A 16,793-nucleotide genomic window follows, 5' to 3' on the forward strand; every position below is an offset into this window, starting at 1 on the left:
TCCTCGTTGCAGGCGTCAGAGGTGGAAGGACAGGTCGGCGACCACGGGACGGTGGTCACTGGCGGCAAGCTCCGCAGGTACGGCGACCTGCCGGACCCGCAGGCCCGTGCCGACGGCGACGACGTCGATCCGCTTGACCGGGTCGACCGCCGGATAGGTGTTCGGGCCGCCGGTCGTGGACTCGGCCACGGCCCAGGAATCGGTCAGCCGGGTCCACAGCCCGGCGAGCTCGGGCGCGTTCGGATCGGCGTTGAAGTCGCCGACCAGGATCTGCAGATCCTTGCGCGGATCCCGGGCCAGGATCTTCGTCGTGTCGGCGACCTGGAGCGCCCGGACCGACGGGTCCGCCCGGTAGTCCAGGTGCGTGCAGTACACGTGCACCCGGCGGCCACGGACATCGATCTCGGCCTCGAGGAAGCCCGGCGCGAGGGCCGGGACCGGGTTCGGGTCCTGAGTGGACAGCCGGGTGATCGGATGGTTCTCGGTCCGGACCAGCGGGAACCGCGACAGTACGCCGACGCCGTACTGCCGGCGTGGTTGCCCGGCGGCCGGCGGGTCGAGGTCGTAGATCGGCGCGAACCCGGCGTACATCCCGAGCATCGCGGCCAGCTCGGCGATGGTGTCACGCCACTCGCTGCGGGCGTCCCAGTGGACGTCGACCTCCTGGAGCCCGATCACGTCAGCGTCGAGGGCCTTCAGCGCCCGCGCGGTCCGGTCCAGGTCGAAGAGGTTGTCCTCGCCGGCACCGGCATGAATGTTGTACGAGGCAACGGTCAGCCGGGTCTGCCGTGGGTCGAAGGTGAGCCCGTGGCCGAAGGGATGCAGGGTTTGCGACTGATCCGGATGGGCCGGGATCGCGACCGGCAGCTTGCCGGCCGGGGCAACCTCGCCGTACAGGACCTTCGCGAGCGCCGCCATCGACACCGCCGCGGTGCCGTAGGTGACCAGCGTGGTCGGCGCGGCCGGGAAGCACGCGACGTCGTAGGGATCGCGGACGGGGACCACGACCGCGGGCCGGCCGGTGGCCAGCAGGGCGTTGACGAGCTTCTGCTGCTTGGCCTGCTTGTCGGTGACCTCGGTGTCCCAGGCCTTGTTCGTGAGGACGACGGTCAGATCGGCGTCGGCGGCCGCGGCCAGCGCGTCGTCGATCTTCGCATCGGTCGGCGTCGTACCGGTGTCCTTCACAACGACGGTCGCGCCGCGGTCCTGCAACGCCGTACCGAGGGCCGCCGGGCTGTAGCCGGCGACCAGGATCTTCCGCGGGGCCGGGGACAACGGCAGCAGGCCGGCGTCGTTCTTCAGCAGGGTCGTGCTGCGGTCCGCGATCCGCTGGGCTTCGGCGTAGTTCGCCGCCGTGCCGACGACCTTGGCGACGCGGGCCAGATCGACGTACGGGTGGTCGACGACACCGGTCGCGAGCTTCAGCTTCAGGATCCGCTCGACGCTCTGGTCGATCCGGGCCTCGCTGATCCGGCCGGCACGGACCGCGGCCAGCACCGAGTCGTAGGCCAGCCCGGGATCGACCGGCATCAGCAACTGGTCGACACCGGCCTCGATGGCCCGCAGCGGGATCTCGGCGTCGCCGTACTTGTCCCGGACGCCCTTCATGCCCAGCGAGTCGGTGATCACCACACCGTCGAAGCGCAGCTGCTCGCGCAGGATCCCGGTCAGGATCGGCTTGCTCAGCGTCGCCGGATCACCGGACGGGTCGAGCGCCGGGACCACGATGTGCGCGGTCATGATCGAGTCGATCCCGGCCCGGATCGCGGCCTCGAACGGCGGCCGGTCGATCCGCGTCCACTCCGCCGGCGAGTGACCGATCACCGGGAGGCCGGTGTGGCTGTCGGTCGCGGTGTCGCCGTGCCCGGGGAAGTGCTTGGCGGTCGAGACGATCCGCCCGTCGCGTTGGTAGCCCTTGACCTGGGCCGCGGTCAGCTCCGCGACCAGCCCGGGGTCGGACGAGAACGAGCGGACGCCGATCACCGGGTTCAGCGGGTTGACGTTGACGTCGGCGACCGGCGCGAAGTCGGTGGTGACACCGACCGCCTTCAGCTCCCGGCCACCGATCGCAGCCGCGGTCCGCGCGTACTGCGCCGACCGGGTCGCGCCGAGCGCCATCGCGCCCGGGAACTGCGTCGCGGGCGGTCCGACGCGGAACACCACGCCGTACTCCTGGTCGGTGCTGATCTGCAGCGGGATGCCGCTGTCGGCCAGGGACGCGCCCTGCAGGCCGTTGGACAGCCGGGCGATCTGCTGCGGGTCCTTCACCGAGTCGGTCCAGGCGAAGTAGATCACCCCGCCGAGATGGAACTTGCGCACCACCTCGGCCGGCGTCGCGACGCCGTACAGGCTGGTGTTGCGGGCGTCGGCCGTGTCCGCCGTCGGCCCGTAGGCGTAGCAGACGAACAGCTGGCCGACCTTCTGCTCGAGCGACATCCTGCGCAGGGTCTCGCGGACCCAGCGGCCGGTGCCGGCCTGGGCGGTCGCCGTACTCGCGATCGTGGTCCCGGCGACGGCGGCCGCCGCCAGTCCGAGGGATTGGCGTCGGGTGAGCTCCATCGTCACCGGCTCGGTCCGTGGCCGAAGGGGTGGGACATGGGCGGATCCCCCATCAGTAATTGAATTACAGGCGCTCCCCCGACACCCGAAAGTTACCCACCACGCCCACAGCGGGTCAAGGCCCAATTACACCGAGATGTCCACCGAGGGGCGGAGGACGGCGGCCGCGGCGAGGGCCTCGTGGGCCGGGTTGTCGAGGAAGCCCTGGATCAGCGCCGGGTCGGCCGGGGTGCCCAACCCTGGCAGGACGATCTGCTCGTAGGCGGCCTGGAAGCGAGGGCCCCAGCGGCGGGTGCCGAGGCGAGCGGTGCGGGAGCAGTTGTCGACCATGTAGGCGACGTCGCGGGCGTGCATGTACGGCAGCAGCGAGTCGACGGCCTCGATCACCGACTCGTTGACGATCTCCGACCAGGCGTGGCCGCGGTCGGCGAACTCGTCGACCTGCGCCATCATCGTCGCCACGAACAGCCCCGCGGTGAGTGGATCGATGACGGCCTCCACCGACCCGCGCCGAGCCTGCACCTCCGCGCTGTGCGACCACATCGGGCTGCCGCCGATCTCGGTCATCGGGCTGGTGGCGAGACGCTGGTCGGCCAGGATCACGCTGCGCAGCTCGGTCCCGTCGGCGACCTCGTCGTAGATCTCCGCGACCAGATCACGGGCCGGCCCGTAGGCGGCGGAGTAGGCACGATCGAACAGCTCAGGGTCGCCCGTCGCCGCGCGCACAGCTGCCAGACCGTCACGGGAGATCGTCCGCGCGATCGGGCCGGTGATCGCCTCGGTGGAACGCTCGTACGCCGTCACCGGGTCGGCCCCGTCGAGCCGGAAGTGGCGGTACAGCGCCTCGACCAGACCATGCACCGCACCGAGGAGGATCGCCCGCTCACCGACGATGTCGGACAGGTACTCGTCCCGCAGCGTGGTGGCGAACGTGTACGGCGAACCGAGCCCGATCGACCAGGCGAGCGCGCGATCCGTGGCCCGCCCGTCCGGGTCGGCGTGGACGGCGATGCTCGCGTTGATGCCGGCGCCGTTGACCGTCGCGCCCTGCTGGTACAGGCGCCGCACCGAGTCGCCCATCCCCTTCGGACACACCGCGATCACCGGATGGTCATCCGGGAAGTCGCTGCCGATCGCCTTCAGGTGCCCCAGCAGGAAGCCGTGCGACAACCCGATCGTGGCGCCCGGCTTGAGCACCTCGAAGATCTTCGCGTGCTCAGCGGCGAGCGCCGCGTCCGCGATCAGCAGGATCACCAGGTCGGAAGCCGCCGCCACCTCGAGCCAGTCCCCCAGCGTCCCGTTCGCCTCGGTGAACCCGTGCTCGCGCGCATCCCCGGCCGACGACGACCCCGGCCGCAGGCCGACCGACACGGTCACCTCGGTCCCGGCCAGCGAGTCACGCAGGTTCTGCGCCTGCGCCCGCCCCTGCGGACCCCAGCCCAATACGCCGATCCGCCGTACGCCGTGCAACGCCCGCGGCAGCAACGGGAACAGATCCCGCCCACCCCGCACGATGGTCTCGGTCCCGCCCGGCACAGTCATGGTCTCGGTCCGGAAGACCGAGGAGGTGAAGGTACTCATGCCTCCAGTCAACGGGCGGTACGGACATTGCAGCAAGCGCAACCTCCGCACCGCCCCGTTGCATGAACTGAAACACTACGGTTCCAGGCCGACCGCCTTCAGCGGGTTGGGCCAGGCTCGGAGGGCGGCGAGCAGGGTCGGGTCCTGGACGGTGTCGAGTGCCTCGGTGTGGGCGTCGGTGATGACGTCCGCGATCCGCACCGGCGTGCCGAGCGAGGCCGAGCGTACGGCGGCCTCGACCATCGCGACGCTGACGACATTGGAGTGGACCTCGGACTGCGGGACGGTCGACTCGCGGACCGCGGCGACGAACTCGACCAGCGAGCCGGCGATCTGCTCGGGATCGTCGCCGAGGACGGCCGGCACGGCTTCGCCGGACGCGAGCTCCGCGACGGGCGGGTTGTCCCCGTCCCAGGTCGCCGTACCTCCTGAGGCACTCGCCCGCCAGCTGCCGTTCCAGGACGTCTCCAGGCCCGGTGCGCACCAGCTGCCGGTGAAGGAGAAGCGGGTGCCGTCGGCGAAGGTGAACACGGCATTCGCGGCCGCGTTGCCGTCGAACCAGCTCCAGTCCGGGTTGTACGACTCGCAGTAGACCGACACCGGCTCGGAGCCGATCAGCTTGCGGGACAGGTCGAACTGGTGGATCGCCATGTCGACCAGCAGCGGCTCGGCCATCCGCTCCCGGAACCCACTGAAATGCGGGGCTTTGAAGAACTCGCACGACAGCGACCCGATCGTGCCGAGCTCGGCGAGCTGCCGGCCGAACGCGGCCCCGGCCCGGAAGTAGCGGCGGGACTGCGAGACCATCAGCAGCTTCCCGCTCACCTCCGACGCCGCGACCATCGCCAGGCACTCCCGGACCGTCTCGGCCAGCGGCTTCTCACAGAGCACGGGAAGCCCACGCAGCAACGCATCCACGCTGACCTTGGGATGTGCGACCGGCACGGTGACGTCGATGACCGCATCGGCGTTGCCGGCGAGCTCGTCGATCGAGGCCGCTACCGGCACGTCGCCGTACCCGTGCTCGTCGGCGGCGACCCGGGCCACGTCCACGTCGAGGTCGATCAGTCCGACGAGGTCGACCTCAGGATTGTCGGCGATCGTCCGGAGCCAGGCGCGCCCCATCCCGCCCGCGCCGACCTGGAGGACGCGCAGGGGGTCAGGCATCCGCCGGCTCCTCGATCGGGCCGGTGTACCCGCGACCGTTGAAGAAGTCGCCGGTCTCGTACCGCAGCAGCGTCGGAACGGCGCGCTCCGGCCGGTCCGACTTCACCCACGCGACCCCGTTCGCGATCACCTTGCGGACATCCTTGTGGTGGTACACAGGGAAGTCCTGGTCGCCGGGTGAGAAGTAGAAGATCTTCCCGTGCCCGCGGCGGAACGTGCAGCCAGACCGGAACACCTCGCCGCCGGAGAACGACGACACGAAGATCAGCTCGTCCGGGACCGGGATGTCGAAGAACTCGCCGTACATCTCCTGCTGCTCGATCTCGATCGGGTGCGGCACGCCCTGCGCGATCGGGTGCGTCGGGTTCACCGTCCAGACCAGCTCGCGATCGCGCTCACTGCGCCAGCGCAGCGTGCACGACGTCCCCATCAGCTTGCCGAAGATCTTCGACCAGTGACCGGAGTGCAGCACGACCAGGCCCATGCCGGACAACACGTGCTGGTACACGCGTTCGACCACCTTGTCCTCGACCTCACCGTGCGCGGCGTGACCCCACCACACCAGGACGTCGGTGTCCGCGAGCACCTCCTCGGTCAGTCCGTGCTCCGGCTCGTCGAGGGTCGTCGTACTGACCTTGGCCTCGTCGCCAAGGTTCTCGCTGATGCCGGCGGCAATCGTGCTGTGCATGCCGTCGGGGTAGATCTCGGCGACGTGCGGCTCGACCTGCTCGTGCCGGTTCTCGCCCCAGACGAGTACACGAATCGTCATAGTGTCAGTCCTTTGTGGAGGTTATTTGACGGCTCCGCCGATGGCGCCGGCGGCGATGTACTTCTGCGCGGCGACCAGCAGCACGATGGCCGGGATCGCCGAGAGCACCGCGGTCGCCATCACCGCGTTCCAGTTCTGCACCTGGGTGCCGAGGTACTGATAGATCCCGAGCGTCACCGGCCGGACGCCACCCTTGGTGGTCAGCGTCAGCGCGAAGAGGAAATCGCTCCAGGAGAAGAGGAAACTGAACAACCCGGCGGTGATCAGGGAGTTCTTGCTGATCGGCAGCACGATCGCGACGAACGCCCGGAACAGCCCGGCGCCGTCCACCCGCGCGGCCTCCACCAGCGACGGTGGCAGCGACATCATGAACGACCGCAGGATCAGGATCGCGAACGGGATACCGCTGCTGCAGTTCGCCACGATCAGGCCCGGGATCGAGTTCAGCAGCCCGATCCGTTCGTACGCCGTGTACAGCGCGTTGGCGATCACGATGCCCGGGATCATCTGCGAGATCAGGACCGCCAGCAGCCCGACCGACACCCAGCGCGACCGGAACTGCGAGAGCGCGTAGGCGCACGGGGTGGCGATGGCCAGACTGAGGACGACGGTGCCGGCCGCGATGATCATGCTCGTGACCAGGTTGCCGCCCTGTTCGCTGAGTGCTCGTTTGTAGCCGGCGAACGTCGGGTTCAACGGCAGGAAGCCCGCGGTGAGCGTGTTGCCGGACGGCTGCAGCGAGGCGTTCAGCATCCAGTAGACCGGGAACAGCATCACGGCCAGGATCAGTACGCCGATCACGGTGTAGACCGCGCGACGGGCTGCACTGGTGGTCATCGTCGTACCCCTCCTACTCGTCGACAGCGCGGCGGGTGCTGCGCAGGTAGAAGATCGCGAACAGGAACGAGATCGCGATCAGGATGTTGCTCAGCGCCGCGCCCTCACCGAACTTGAAGTCGACGAACGACCGCTCGTACGACTGCGTCGCCAGCGTCTGGGTCGCGTTGGCCGGTCCACCGCCGGTCAGGCCGAGGATGATGTCCAGCACCTTGATCGTGTAGACGACACCGAGCATCAGCAGCACACTCGCGACCGCCCGCAGGTTCGGCCAGGTGATGTACCGGAACGCGCGCCAGCCGGTGGCGCCGTCCAGTTGGCCGGCCTCGTACAACTCGTCGGGGATCTCGGCGAGCCCGGAGTACAGCAGCGTCACGTTGAACGGGATGCCGATCCAGATGTTCACCCCGATCACCGCGATCAACGCGACCGACGGCGAGTTCAGCCACGGCACCGGTTCGCTGATCAGATGCAGCCCCGTCAAGGTGCGGTTGAGGATGCCGCTGTCCTGCTCGAGGATCGACCGCCAGGTCGCGCTCGACACGATCAACGGCAGCAGCCACGGCAGCAGGAGCAGAGACCGCAGGACACCGCTGAGCGGGAAGCGCCGGCGGAAGAACAGCGCCAGCGCCAGGCCGATGGCGAACTGGAAGACGATCGAGCCGATGGTGAACAACGCGGTGTTCACCATCGCCTGCGAGAACAGGTTGTCCGTCACGACCGTGCTGTAGTTCTTCAGCCCGACCCACGGTGCTTCACCGGTGAAGAAGGTCCGCAGCCCGTAGTCCTGCAGACTCATCACCAGGTTCTTCACCACGGGGTAGCCGAACAGCGCGAGCATCGCCAGCGCGGCCGGCAGGACGAACAGGACCTTGGTCGGATCCTCACCCCGGTGGCCCCGGCGCCGGAACCTGCGGACAGGTTCCGGGCCGGGCGCCTCCGTCGTACGCGTGAGCGTCGCATGGGCCATCGCGATCAGCCGCCGGAGGCCTGCTTGAAGGCGTCCTGGGCCGAGGCCTTACCGGTCAGCGCCAGCTGGATCGCCTGGTAGATCACCTTCGCGGCGTCCGGCCACTTGTCGCCCAGCTTGCCGGTCCGGGAGCGGGCTGTCTTGACCTGCTCGGTGAAGGCCTTCATCGACGGCACCTCCTTGACGTACTGGTCGAGGAGTGCGGTCTTGGTCGGCACGGTGAACCGGGCCTTCGCCAGGTCCAGCTCGTTCTGGTCCGAGTTCAGGCACTTCACGAAGTCCGCGGCCTTCTGCTGCTTGGCCTGATCCTTGTTCAGCGGGACCGTCCAGGCCTCGCCGCCGAGCGGCGCGACCGGAGTCTGATCGGGCTTGTTCACCGGGAACTTCACCACGTCCCACTTGATGTTCGGGAACTTCTCCAGCGACGGGATCTGCCACGGGCCGTTCAGCATCATCGCGGCCTTGCCGGCCACGAACTGGTCCTTCACGTCACCCTGGGTCCAGTTGATCACGCTCTTCGACGCCGAACCCGCCTGCACCAGATCCACCCACAACTGCAGGGCTTCGGCCACCTGCGGACTGGTCAGGTCGGTCTCGTCACCGCCGTTGGTCCACATCGCCGGCAGGAACTGCCACGACCCCTCGTACGTCGCGTTGGCGTTGAACGCCATGCCGTAGCGGCCGGGTTTGGTCAGCTTCTTGGCCGCCGCCTTGAGCTCGTCCCAGGTCTTCGGCGGCTGGACGCCGGCCTCCTGCAGCATCTGCGTGTTGTAGAACAACGCGATCGTGTTCGTCACCGGCGCCAGTCCGTAGAGCTTGCCCTGGTACGACGTCGCGTCGACCATGCCCTGGATGACTCCGTCCCCGGTCACACCCATGTCGTTCAAGGGCGCCAGCGCACCGGTCGCGGCGATCTGCTGCACGTCCGGGTTGTCCAGCATCAGAACGTCGGGCAGCGTCTTCGACGAGGCCTGCTGCAGCACCTTCTGGATCAAGGTGTCACCAGGCACCGTCTCCCGCTGGATGGTGATGCCGAGCTGGCTCGCGCAGGCGTCGAGACCCTTCTGCACCAACGACTTGTCGGGGTCGTTGTTGTAGTAATCCAGGATCGAGAGGCTCTTGACGGTCTCCCCTGACGAGGCTGACGACGAGCCGCCACCGTTGTCGCCGCAGGCGGCCAGCACGAGCGACAGCGTCGTCGCACCGGCCAGCGCAGCGGCGATCCGCTTGCTGATCATGACTTCGGTCTCCTTCGATCAAAGCGTTTAACCACGGACTGTGGAAGATTGCCGGTCACTTGCTCTGAGGGGCGGTAAACCGCTTAACTGAGGTGTCCAAGGACTATGTTCCTTGGGTCACACTGCTGTCAAGAGTTCAGATCGGGGCGGTGGGGTGGGAAATGAATCAAGGGAGTGACGGGATCCGATGGTGACCATGCGCGATGTCGCGGACCGTGCGGGCGTCTCGATCGCGACGGTGTCCTTCCTGCTCAACGACACCAAGCCGGTGACCGCGGCCACCCGGGCGAAGATCGAGCGGGCGATGGCCGACCTCGGTTACCGCCGCAATGTGGTGGCCCGTGCGCTGGCCAGCCGGCGTACGCACATCATTGCGATGGCCTACCCGGCGCTCGACCACAAGTTCGGCTTCTCCGCCGCGGAGTTCTTCACCAGCGCCGCCGAAGCGGCCCGCAAGCAGGACTACCACCTGGTGCTGTGGCCGGTCGGGAACGACGGCAGCGAACTGACCGAGCTCGTCGGCCAGGGCCTGGTCGACGGGGTCGTCCTGATGGAGGTCCAGCTCGACGACCCCCGCGTCACGGTCCTGCAGAAGACGCGGACGCCGTTCGCGATGATCGGGCGGACGAGCTCCCTCGAGGGCCTCGCGCACGTCGACATCGACTTCGACCGGACGGTCGAGGACGCGGTCGGTCACCTGTACGACCTCGGCCATCGCAAACTGGTGCTGGTCTCGGGCAACCTCAACGATCCCCTGTTCAGCACCTACGGCCCGTACGTCCGGTCCGAAGCCGCGTATCGCCGGGTCGCCGCGGAGTACGGCCTGGAGATCGTCGTGATGGAGTCCGCGGGATCGACCATGGCCGGGCAGGAAGCGATGGCCGACCTGGTCCGCGACTACCCGGACACCACCGCCGTACTGATCGTCAACGAGTTCGCCGCACTCGGGGCCGTGGCCGGCCTGAACCGCCTCGGCCGGAAGGTCCCCGCCGACATCTCGGTCCTTCCGTTGCTGATGGCACCGGAAATGGCCGCGCTCACCAACCCCGAGCTCACGATCATGCGGACACCCGGTCCGGAGCTCGGCCAGCTCGGCACCGACGCGCTCATCCGCCAGCTGGAAGGCGCCGATCCGCTGCCACCGCAGCTGGTCCCGGCGAAGCTCTATCCGGGCGCTACGGTCGCAGGCCCCAAAGGGCGGAAATCAAAGGGCGGTGGAGGTCGGCCCGGCGCGCGCAAAGCCCGATCGTAAGGGGTTCCAGGTCCGCGGGCAGTTCCACCAGGCGCTCGCGCACCGCCGAGGATTCGAGCACGAGCCTAGGCACCACGCCGGTCCCGCACCCGAGCGCCACCAGCGCGAGCAACGCCTCATGCCCATCTGGCTCGGCCGCGATCACCGGCTTCACCCCGGTCTTGCGAAACCAACGGAACGCCGCCTCCCGCACCAACCCACGAGCAGGTACGACGAACGGCCCGTCCGGACTGTTGTTGTCGTGAGCCGTGACCAGAACCAGATCGGTGACGGCAACGGTCCGCGTCACCATGCTCTGCGGCAGCCGCTTCGGGATGCCCGCAACCGCCGCATCCACCTCACCCTCGTCCAACCGCGCCAGCGCGGCCGCGGCATCGCCGGTGCGGATGTCCAGCCGGATCTGGGGATGCGCCGCACGCAAAGGCGCGAGCAGATCGGGCAGCAGCGCCTGGCACGCGGTGACGGTCGCGAAGATCTTCAGGTCACCGGCCAACTCCGCGGGCTCGCCCGTACCGGCCCGATAGTCGTCCCACAGTGCCAGCGCGCGCTCGGCGTACGCCGTGAATCGCTGACCATCCGCGGTCAGTACGACGCCGCGCGGACCCCGGTCGAGTAACCGGGAGCCCGCGCGTGCTTCGAGCCGCTGGATCGTCCTCGTCAGCGTCGCCGCGCTGACATGGCATTCCAGGCTGGTGCGTCCGTAGTTGAGCGTGCGAGCCAGATGCAGGAACAACTCCAGCTCACGGCGCTCCACGGCGTTTACAGCTTCAGGGCGGTGGCGACCACGTCGGCGAGGGAGTGGGCGATCTCGTGGGCGGTGTCCGAGGACTCGGCCTCGACCATGACCCGGACCAGCGGCTCGGTGCCGGAGGGACGGAGCAGGACGCGGCCGGTGTCGCCGAGCCGGGTGGTGGCTTCGGCGACCGCGGACTGGACCGCCGGGTCGTCGCCGGCGCGGGACTTGTCGACATTCTTCACGTTGACCAGGACCTGCGGCAGGCGGGTCATCGCCCCGGCCAGATCGGTCAGGCTCTTGCCGGTCTGGGCGAGCCTGGCGAGCAGCATGACCGCGGTCAGGGTGCCGTCGCCGGTGGTGGCGTGGTCGGACAGGATCACGTGCCCGGACTGCTCACCGCCGAGCTTGTGGCCACCGGCCTTCATTGCCTCGAGCACGTACCGGTCGCCGACCTTGGTCTGCTCGACCGCGATCCGCTCCCGGACCATCGCCTGGACGAAGCCCAGGTTGCTCATCACGGTCGCGACCACGGTGTCGTTGGACAACCGGCCGCTGTCGCGCATGGCCAGCGCCAGGATCGCGAGGATCTGGTCGCCGTCCACGAGCTCGCCGTTCGCGTCCACCGCCAGGCAGCGGTCGGCGTCGCCGTCGAGCGCGATCCCGAGATCGGCGCGGTGACCGATCACCTCGCGCTGCAGCCCCTCCAGGTGGGTGGAGCCGCAGTTCAGGTTGATGTTCAGTCCGTCGGGGGCGGCGGCGTACGTGATCACCTCGGCACCCAGCCGGCGCAAGGCCTCGGGCGCCGTCTCGGAGGCGGCGCCGTTGGCGCAGTCGATGACGACCTTCAGGCCGTCGAACCGGTTCGGCGCCGAGCGGACCAGGTGCGATACATACGTCTCGAACCCCTGCCCGTCGTCGAACACACGCCCCACGGCCGCGCCGGTCGGGCGCTGCCACTCCTCGCCCATCCGGGCCTCGATCGCGTCCTCGATCACGTCGTCCAGCTTGATCCCGCCGCGAGCCAGGAACTTGATGCCGTTGTCCGGCATCGGGTTGTGGCTGGCGGACAGCATCACGCCGAGATCGGCGCCGGTCGAACCGGTCAGGTAGGCCACGGCCGGCGTCGGCAGTACGCCGAGCTTGACCACGTCGACGCCGGCGCTGGCCAGACCGGCCACCACGGCGGCTTCCAGGAACTCACCACTGGCACGCGGATCCCGGCCCACAACGGCGCGTGGCCGGTGCCCTTCGAAGGCACCGGCCTCGCCGAGTACGTGAGCTGCCGCGACCGAGAGGTCGAGCGCCAGCTCCGCGGTCAGGTCCACGTTCGCCAGGCCACGGACTCCGTCCGTGCCGAACAAACGACCCATCAGATGATCAGCGCTTGCTGTACTGCGGCGCCTTGCGGGCCTTCTTCAGACCAGCCTTCTTCCGCTCCTTGATCCGCGCGTCGCGGGTGAGCAGACCGGCCTTCTTCAGACCCGGGCGGTTCGCCTCCTCGTCGGCGGCGTTCAGGCAGCGGGCCACACCGAGCTGCAGCGCACCGGCCTGGCCGGTGATGCCACCGCCGTTGATCCGGGCGATCACGTCGTACGAACCCTCGAGGCCCGCGACGACGAACGGCTCGTTCACGTGCTGCTGGTGGACCTTGTTCGGGAAGTAGACGTCCAGCGGCTTGCCGTTGACCGTCCAGTTACCCGTGCCCGGCACGAGGCGGACGCGGGCGACGGCCTCCTTGCGGCGGCCGGTGGCGCCGGCCGGGTTGATCACCGCGACGCGACCCGTCTCGGCGCGCTGCTCCGGAGTCGGGTTCGTCTCGGAGGTGTAGGCGACCGGGCCCTCGCTGTCGATGGGGACCTCGGGGTCGAACGCTTCGGTCTCGGTGGTGATGTCGCTCACGCTGTGAATCCTCGTTTACCTGGCTCGTCGATCGCTTACTGGGCGATCTGGGTGATCTCGAACGGCTTCGGCTGCTGGGCCGTGTGCGGGTGCTCCGGACCGGCGTACACCTTCAGCTTGGTGAGCAGCTTCCGGCTCAGGCGGTTCTTCGGCAGCATGCCCCAGACGGCCTTCTCGACGGCCTTGCGCGGGTCCTTGTCGAGGATCTCGCCGATCGGCGTCGCCGTCAGACCACCCGGGTGACCCGAGTGGCGGTACGCCAGCTTGTCCGTCCGCTTGGTGCCGGACAGGGCGATCTTGGAGGCGTTGATGACGACGACGAAGTCACCGCCGTCCACGTGCGGCGCGAACGTCGGCTTGTGCTTGCCACGCAGCAGGGTGGCGATCTGGACGGCAAGCCGACCGAGCGTGACGTCGGTGGCGTCGATCACGTGCCACTCACGGGTGACGTCAGCAGGCTTCGGGCTGTACGTGCGCACGGTCGTTGACCTTCGTTTCTCAGAGGTTGACAAAACTGGTACGTCGGCGAGCGGTCCGCCGACGTGGCAAGGACCTGGAACGCACAACAGCAGCCCAGAATACCGGCGACGGCGTCCCGGGGTCAAAGCGAGCCCAGGCGCTCAGGAGCCCCCGGCTTGGAACGAGCTGAGGACAGCACTAGTTTAGCGGTGAAGATTGCAGTCCGAACCCGCGTCCCGCCGGCTGACTTACCCTCATTCATCCAGGCGATGACGCCAGCTTCCGAAGAGGGCATTGTGACCGAACAGTCGCTCACCGTCCGGGACAACCGGACCGGCAAGGACTTCGACCTTGCCATCACCGATGGCACCATCCGTGCCGCCGACCTCAAGCAGATCAGCGCATCCGACGGCGACGGCGGGCTCGCCACCTACGACCCCGGCTTCGTCAACACCGCCTCGTGCCGCTCCTCCGTCACCTTCATCGACGGCGACAAGGGCATCCTGGAGTACCGCGGCTACCCGATCGAGCAGCTCGCCGAGCAGTCCAACTACCTCGAAGTGGCCTATCTGCTGGTGAACGGCACGCTGCCGAACAAGGCGGAGTACGAGGCCTGGGCGCACGACGTGACGTATCACACGTTCGTGCACGAGAACCTGAAGACGTTCATGCAGGGCTTCCGCTACGACGCGCACCCGATGGGGATGCTGCTCGCGTCGGTCGGGGCGCTGTCCACCTTCTACCCCGAGTCGCGCAACGTCTTCGACGAGGAGTCCCGGGCCCTGCAGATCCGGCGGCTGATCGCGAAGATGCCGACCCTCGGCGCGTTCGCGTTCCGGCACGCCCAGGGCAAGCCGTACGTGTACCCGGACAACGAGCTCAGCTACACGGCGAACTTCCTGTCGATGCTGTTCAAGATGAGCGAGCCCAAGTACGCCTCCGACGATCGCCTGGTGCGGGCGCTGGAGATCCTGTTCATCCTGCACGCCGACCACGAGCAGAACGCCTCCACCAACGCGGTCCGGGCGATCGGCTCCACCCAGGTCGACCCGTACACCGCGGTTGCCGGCGGCATCGGCGCGCTCTACGGCCCGCTGCACGGCGGCGCCAACGAGGCCGTGCTGAAGATGCTCCGCCGGATCGGCTCGGTCGACCACGTGCCCTCGTTCATCGAGGGTGTGAAGGCCGGCGAGGAGCGGCTGATGGGCTTCGGCCACCGGGTCTACAAGAACTACGACCCGCGGGCCAAGATCATCAAGAAGGCAGCCGACGACGTGTTCGAGGTGACGGGCATCAACCCGCTGCTGAAGATCGCCGTCGAGCTGGAGAAGATCGCGCTCGAGGACGAGTACTTCGTCTCCCGCAAGCTCTACCCGAACGTGGACTTCTACTCCGGCCTGATCTACGAGGCCCTGTCCTTCCCGCCGGAGATGTTCACCGTCCTGTTCGCCATCCCGCGCACCTCGGGCTGGCTGGCCCAGTGGCTGGAGATGCTCGGCGACGGCGACCAGAAGATCGCCCGCCCCAAGCAGATCTACACCGGCGCCCGAGGCGTCCAGTACGTCCCGATGGGCGACCGCTGACCCATCCACCCAGAACGGCCCCTCATCCGAGGGGCCGTTTTCTGTTGGAGAACACCAGCAAACGACACCGCTCCGCGGCGGCTGCCCCTCGGCCGCCTCCGGCGGCGTGCGCGGACCGCTGCCCGGCGGACCTGATCGGCGCGAGAAACCTGATCACCTGACGGCTGACTCCCGCCAGCCCACGAGAAGTGCACCGGACGGGTCCGTCGTGGGGCAGAGTCGTGGGTTTGGGGTTTGTGGGCGGCGTGTTTGGGGCGGATCTCGCGACTTGGTGGTTGTTGTTGCCGGCCGGATGTACGGCTCGGAGGGGTGGGCTGGCAGTGGCTGCGTTAAGTGGGGGGAGCGGTTAGGTTCGGGGGATGGGATCGTTGGTGGGGAAGGTTGCGCTGGTGAGTGGGGCCAGTCGTGGGGTGGGGAAGGGGATCGCGCTCGGGCTCGGGGAGCAGGGGGCGACTGTGTATGTCACGGGGCGGACGGGGATCGGCGGGGCGCAGCCGACGCCGTTGCCGGGGACGGTGCAGGAGACGGCTGAGGAGGTGACGGCGCTCGGCGGGCGCGGGGTGGCGATCGGCTGCGACCACCGGGACGACGAGCAGACCAGGCGGGCCGTCCGGCAGGTGGTGGAGGAGGCCGGGCGTCTCGACGTACTGGTGAACAACGTCTGGGGTGGTTACGAGTACTTCTGGGACGGCACGCCGTTCTGGGAGGAGGCCGGCTTCTGGACCCAGCCGATCGAGCGCTGGGACTCGGCGTTCGCGGCCGGTGTGCGCGCCCATTACGTGACCACGGTGGCCGCGGCGCCGACGATGGTCGCCCAGGGCTCGGGACTGATCGTCAACATCTCCTCGGAGGGCGCCGTGAAGACCGACACCGGCGTCGCGTACGGCGCGGCGAAGGCGGCCACCGACCACCTGGTCGCCTGCATGGCCCACGAACTCCGCGACCACGGCGTCACCGCGGTCTCGCTCTACCCGGGCCTGGTCCGCACCGAGTCGGTCCTCCGCGCAGCCGAGTACTTCGACCTCTCCGACTCGGAGTCCCCGCTCTTCGTGGGCCGAGCAGTAGCAGCCCTCGCCGCCGACCCCGATGTCATCAGCCACACCGGCCAGGTCGTGCGCACCAGCGACCTCGCGAAGGAGTGCGCCTTCACCGACCCTGGCTGATGCCCGGTGAATTGGAGATGGCCCCGGGCGGGCATGGTGCCTCGGTCCGGGGCCATCTGGCGCCTCTGCCGGCTATGACGCGGCCGGGGCGGCGGCTGGTTCCCGGAGTTTCTCGACCAGGGCGTCGACCTGGCCGCGGGCGCGGATCATCGCCAGGTGGTCGATGTAGTCGCGGGACTCGACGATCAGGCCGTCGCGGACCCGCAGCACGAAGATGCCGGGCACGGTGAACGGCTCGCCGGTCGCGATCACGGTCCCGGCGTACTCGAACTCGGCGACGACCACCTCGGGGTCGGTGGTCTGGTGGACCCGGATGTTCTCCGGCTGGAACCGGACCACCTCGGTGACCCGGGGGCCGGTCCCGCCGAAGTGCTCGCGGAGCGCGTCCCGGGACAGCAGCGGGTGGTCGCCGTACGGGTTCATCGGGTGGCGGACGTCGGTCTGCTCGGCGTACAGCTCCGGCAGGACGGCGAAATCGCGGTCGGCGACGCCGTGGACGAGCTTCAGGAAGACCTCTTCGGGAGTCATCGGGTTTCCTCACGGAGTTAAATGGAGTGACGACTCCGAATATACGGAGTGG

At 68.6% G+C, this 16,793-nt stretch carries 15 protein-coding genes; 3 read left to right on the plus strand and 12 right to left on the minus strand.

The annotated features are described in order from the left end of the window. Positions 1–15: 15 nt before the first annotated feature. The 7 genes from ACZ6O0_RS22390 to ACZ6O0_RS22420 form a co-directional block, all read right to left on the minus strand. Positions 16–2,559, minus strand: a complete 2,544-nt coding sequence (locus tag ACZ6O0_RS22390; protein WP_465767072.1) for a glycoside hydrolase family 3 N-terminal domain-containing protein — start codon at positions 2,557–2,559, stop codon at positions 16–18. Positions 2,560–2,685: 126 nt separating this feature from the next. After that, on the minus strand, positions 2,686–4,140 hold the full coding sequence (locus tag ACZ6O0_RS22395) for a ketol-acid reductoisomerase (protein ID WP_465766892.1): 1,455 nt from the start codon (positions 4,138–4,140) through the stop codon (positions 2,686–2,688). Between the two features lie 75 nt (positions 4,141–4,215). Further along, complete coding sequence (locus ACZ6O0_RS22400; RefSeq protein WP_465766893.1) at positions 4,216–5,307, minus strand: Gfo/Idh/MocA family protein; 1,092 nt, start codon at positions 5,305–5,307, stop codon at positions 4,216–4,218. Next, the gene (locus ACZ6O0_RS22405; protein WP_465766894.1) at positions 5,300–6,076 is read right to left on the minus strand and encodes a ThuA domain-containing protein; all 777 of its coding nucleotides are present in this window, start codon (positions 6,074–6,076) and stop codon (positions 5,300–5,302) included. Before ACZ6O0_RS22405 ends, ACZ6O0_RS22400 begins: the two co-directional genes overlap by 8 nt. A 21-nt stretch (positions 6,077–6,097) precedes the next feature. Beyond that, the gene (locus ACZ6O0_RS22410) at positions 6,098–6,913 is read right to left on the minus strand and encodes a carbohydrate ABC transporter permease (RefSeq protein WP_465766895.1); all 816 of its coding nucleotides are present in this window, start codon (positions 6,911–6,913) and stop codon (positions 6,098–6,100) included. A gap of 13 nt (positions 6,914–6,926) precedes the next feature. Further along, complete coding sequence (locus ACZ6O0_RS22415; RefSeq protein ID WP_465766896.1) at positions 6,927–7,883, minus strand: carbohydrate ABC transporter permease; 957 nt, start codon at positions 7,881–7,883, stop codon at positions 6,927–6,929. Between the two features lie 5 nt (positions 7,884–7,888). Beyond that, on the minus strand, positions 7,889–9,121 hold the full coding sequence (locus ACZ6O0_RS22420; protein ID WP_465766897.1) for a sugar ABC transporter substrate-binding protein: 1,233 nt from the start codon (positions 9,119–9,121) through the stop codon (positions 7,889–7,891). Positions 9,122–9,317: 196 nt separating this feature from the next. Here ACZ6O0_RS22420 and ACZ6O0_RS22425 point away from each other — a divergent pair, with 196 nt between their 5' ends. Beyond that, complete coding sequence (locus ACZ6O0_RS22425; protein ID WP_465766898.1) at positions 9,318–10,373, plus strand: LacI family DNA-binding transcriptional regulator; 1,056 nt, start codon at positions 9,318–9,320, stop codon at positions 10,371–10,373. Here ACZ6O0_RS22425 and ilvY read toward each other — a convergent pair. The 4 genes from ilvY to rplM are packed head-to-tail and all read right to left on the minus strand — an operon-like array spanning position 10,297 to position 13,487. Beyond that, positions 10,297–11,127, minus strand: a complete 831-nt coding sequence (gene ilvY / locus ACZ6O0_RS22430; protein ID WP_465766899.1) for an HTH-type transcriptional activator IlvY — start codon at positions 11,125–11,127, stop codon at positions 10,297–10,299. The genes ACZ6O0_RS22425 and ilvY overlap by 77 nt on opposite strands. A gap of 5 nt (positions 11,128–11,132) precedes the next feature. Continuing rightward, complete coding sequence (glmM, locus tag ACZ6O0_RS22435) at positions 11,133–12,479, minus strand: phosphoglucosamine mutase (protein ID WP_465766900.1); 1,347 nt, start codon at positions 12,477–12,479, stop codon at positions 11,133–11,135. A 7-nt stretch (positions 12,480–12,486) separates the two neighbouring features. Next, positions 12,487–13,008, minus strand: coding sequence for a 30S ribosomal protein S9 (gene rpsI, locus ACZ6O0_RS22440; protein ID WP_465766901.1), 522 nt, complete (start codon positions 13,006–13,008; stop codon positions 12,487–12,489). 35 nt (positions 13,009–13,043) lie between these two features. Further along, positions 13,044–13,487, minus strand: coding sequence for a 50S ribosomal protein L13 (gene rplM, locus ACZ6O0_RS22445; RefSeq protein WP_465766902.1), 444 nt, complete (start codon positions 13,485–13,487; stop codon positions 13,044–13,046). Positions 13,488–13,763: 276 nt separating this feature from the next. Here rplM and ACZ6O0_RS22450 point away from each other — a divergent pair, with 276 nt between their 5' ends. Together ACZ6O0_RS22450 and ACZ6O0_RS22455 are read left to right on the plus strand one after the other, a co-directional pair. Beyond that, positions 13,764–15,050 (plus strand): citrate synthase, encoded by a 1,287-nt coding sequence (locus ACZ6O0_RS22450; protein WP_465766903.1) that lies wholly within the window; start codon positions 13,764–13,766, stop codon positions 15,048–15,050. Positions 15,051–15,409: 359 nt separating this feature from the next. After that, positions 15,410–16,213 carry an SDR family NAD(P)-dependent oxidoreductase gene (locus ACZ6O0_RS22455; protein WP_465766904.1) on the plus strand — a complete coding sequence of 268 codons (804 nt, stop codon included), beginning with the start codon at positions 15,410–15,412 and terminating at the stop codon, positions 16,211–16,213. Between the two features lie 72 nt (positions 16,214–16,285). On the opposite strand, the gene ACZ6O0_RS22460 is transcribed toward ACZ6O0_RS22455, so the two are convergent. Continuing rightward, a complete protein-coding gene (locus ACZ6O0_RS22460) occupies positions 16,286–16,741 on the minus strand; it encodes a nuclear transport factor 2 family protein (protein ID WP_465766905.1) in 456 nt (151 codons plus the stop codon). Positions 16,742–16,793 lie beyond the last annotated feature (52 nt).

The organism is Kribbella sp. NPDC048837 (assembly GCF_055586945.1).

What these genes read in the sequence shown, in the direction of transcription:
- ACZ6O0_RS22405 (WP_465766894.1), bottom strand. Translation starts at nt 6,076, where the DNA reads ATGACGATTCGTGTACTCGTCTGGGGCGAGAACCGGCACGAGCAGGTC.
- ACZ6O0_RS22420 (WP_465766897.1), bottom strand. Translation starts at nt 9,121, where the DNA reads ATGATCAGCAAGCGGATCGCCGCTGCGCTGGCCGGTGCGACGACGCTG.
- ACZ6O0_RS22425 (WP_465766898.1), top strand. Translation starts at nt 9,318, where the DNA reads ATGCGCGATGTCGCGGACCGTGCGGGCGTCTCGATCGCGACGGTGTCC.
- ACZ6O0_RS22410 (WP_465766895.1), bottom strand. Translation starts at nt 6,913, where the DNA reads ATGACCACCAGTGCAGCCCGTCGCGCGGTCTACACCGTGATCGGCGTA.
- ACZ6O0_RS22395 (WP_465766892.1), bottom strand. Translation starts at nt 4,140, where the DNA reads ATGAGTACCTTCACCTCCTCGGTCTTCCGGACCGAGACCATGACTGTG.
- glmM (WP_465766900.1), bottom strand. Translation starts at nt 12,479, where the DNA reads ATGGGTCGTTTGTTCGGCACGGACGGAGTCCGTGGCCTGGCGAACGTG.
- ACZ6O0_RS22460 (WP_465766905.1), bottom strand. Translation starts at nt 16,741, where the DNA reads ATGACTCCCGAAGAGGTCTTCCTGAAGCTCGTCCACGGCGTCGCCGAC.
- ACZ6O0_RS22400 (WP_465766893.1), bottom strand. Translation starts at nt 5,307, where the DNA reads ATGCCTGACCCCCTGCGCGTCCTCCAGGTCGGCGCGGGCGGGATGGGG.
- ACZ6O0_RS22390 (WP_465767072.1), bottom strand. Translation starts at nt 2,559, where the DNA reads ATGGAGCTCACCCGACGCCAATCCCTCGGACTGGCGGCGGCCGCCGTC.
- ACZ6O0_RS22415 (WP_465766896.1), bottom strand. Translation starts at nt 7,883, where the DNA reads ATGGCCCATGCGACGCTCACGCGTACGACGGAGGCGCCCGGCCCGGAA.
- ACZ6O0_RS22455 (WP_465766904.1), top strand. Translation starts at nt 15,410, where the DNA reads ATGGGATCGTTGGTGGGGAAGGTTGCGCTGGTGAGTGGGGCCAGTCGT.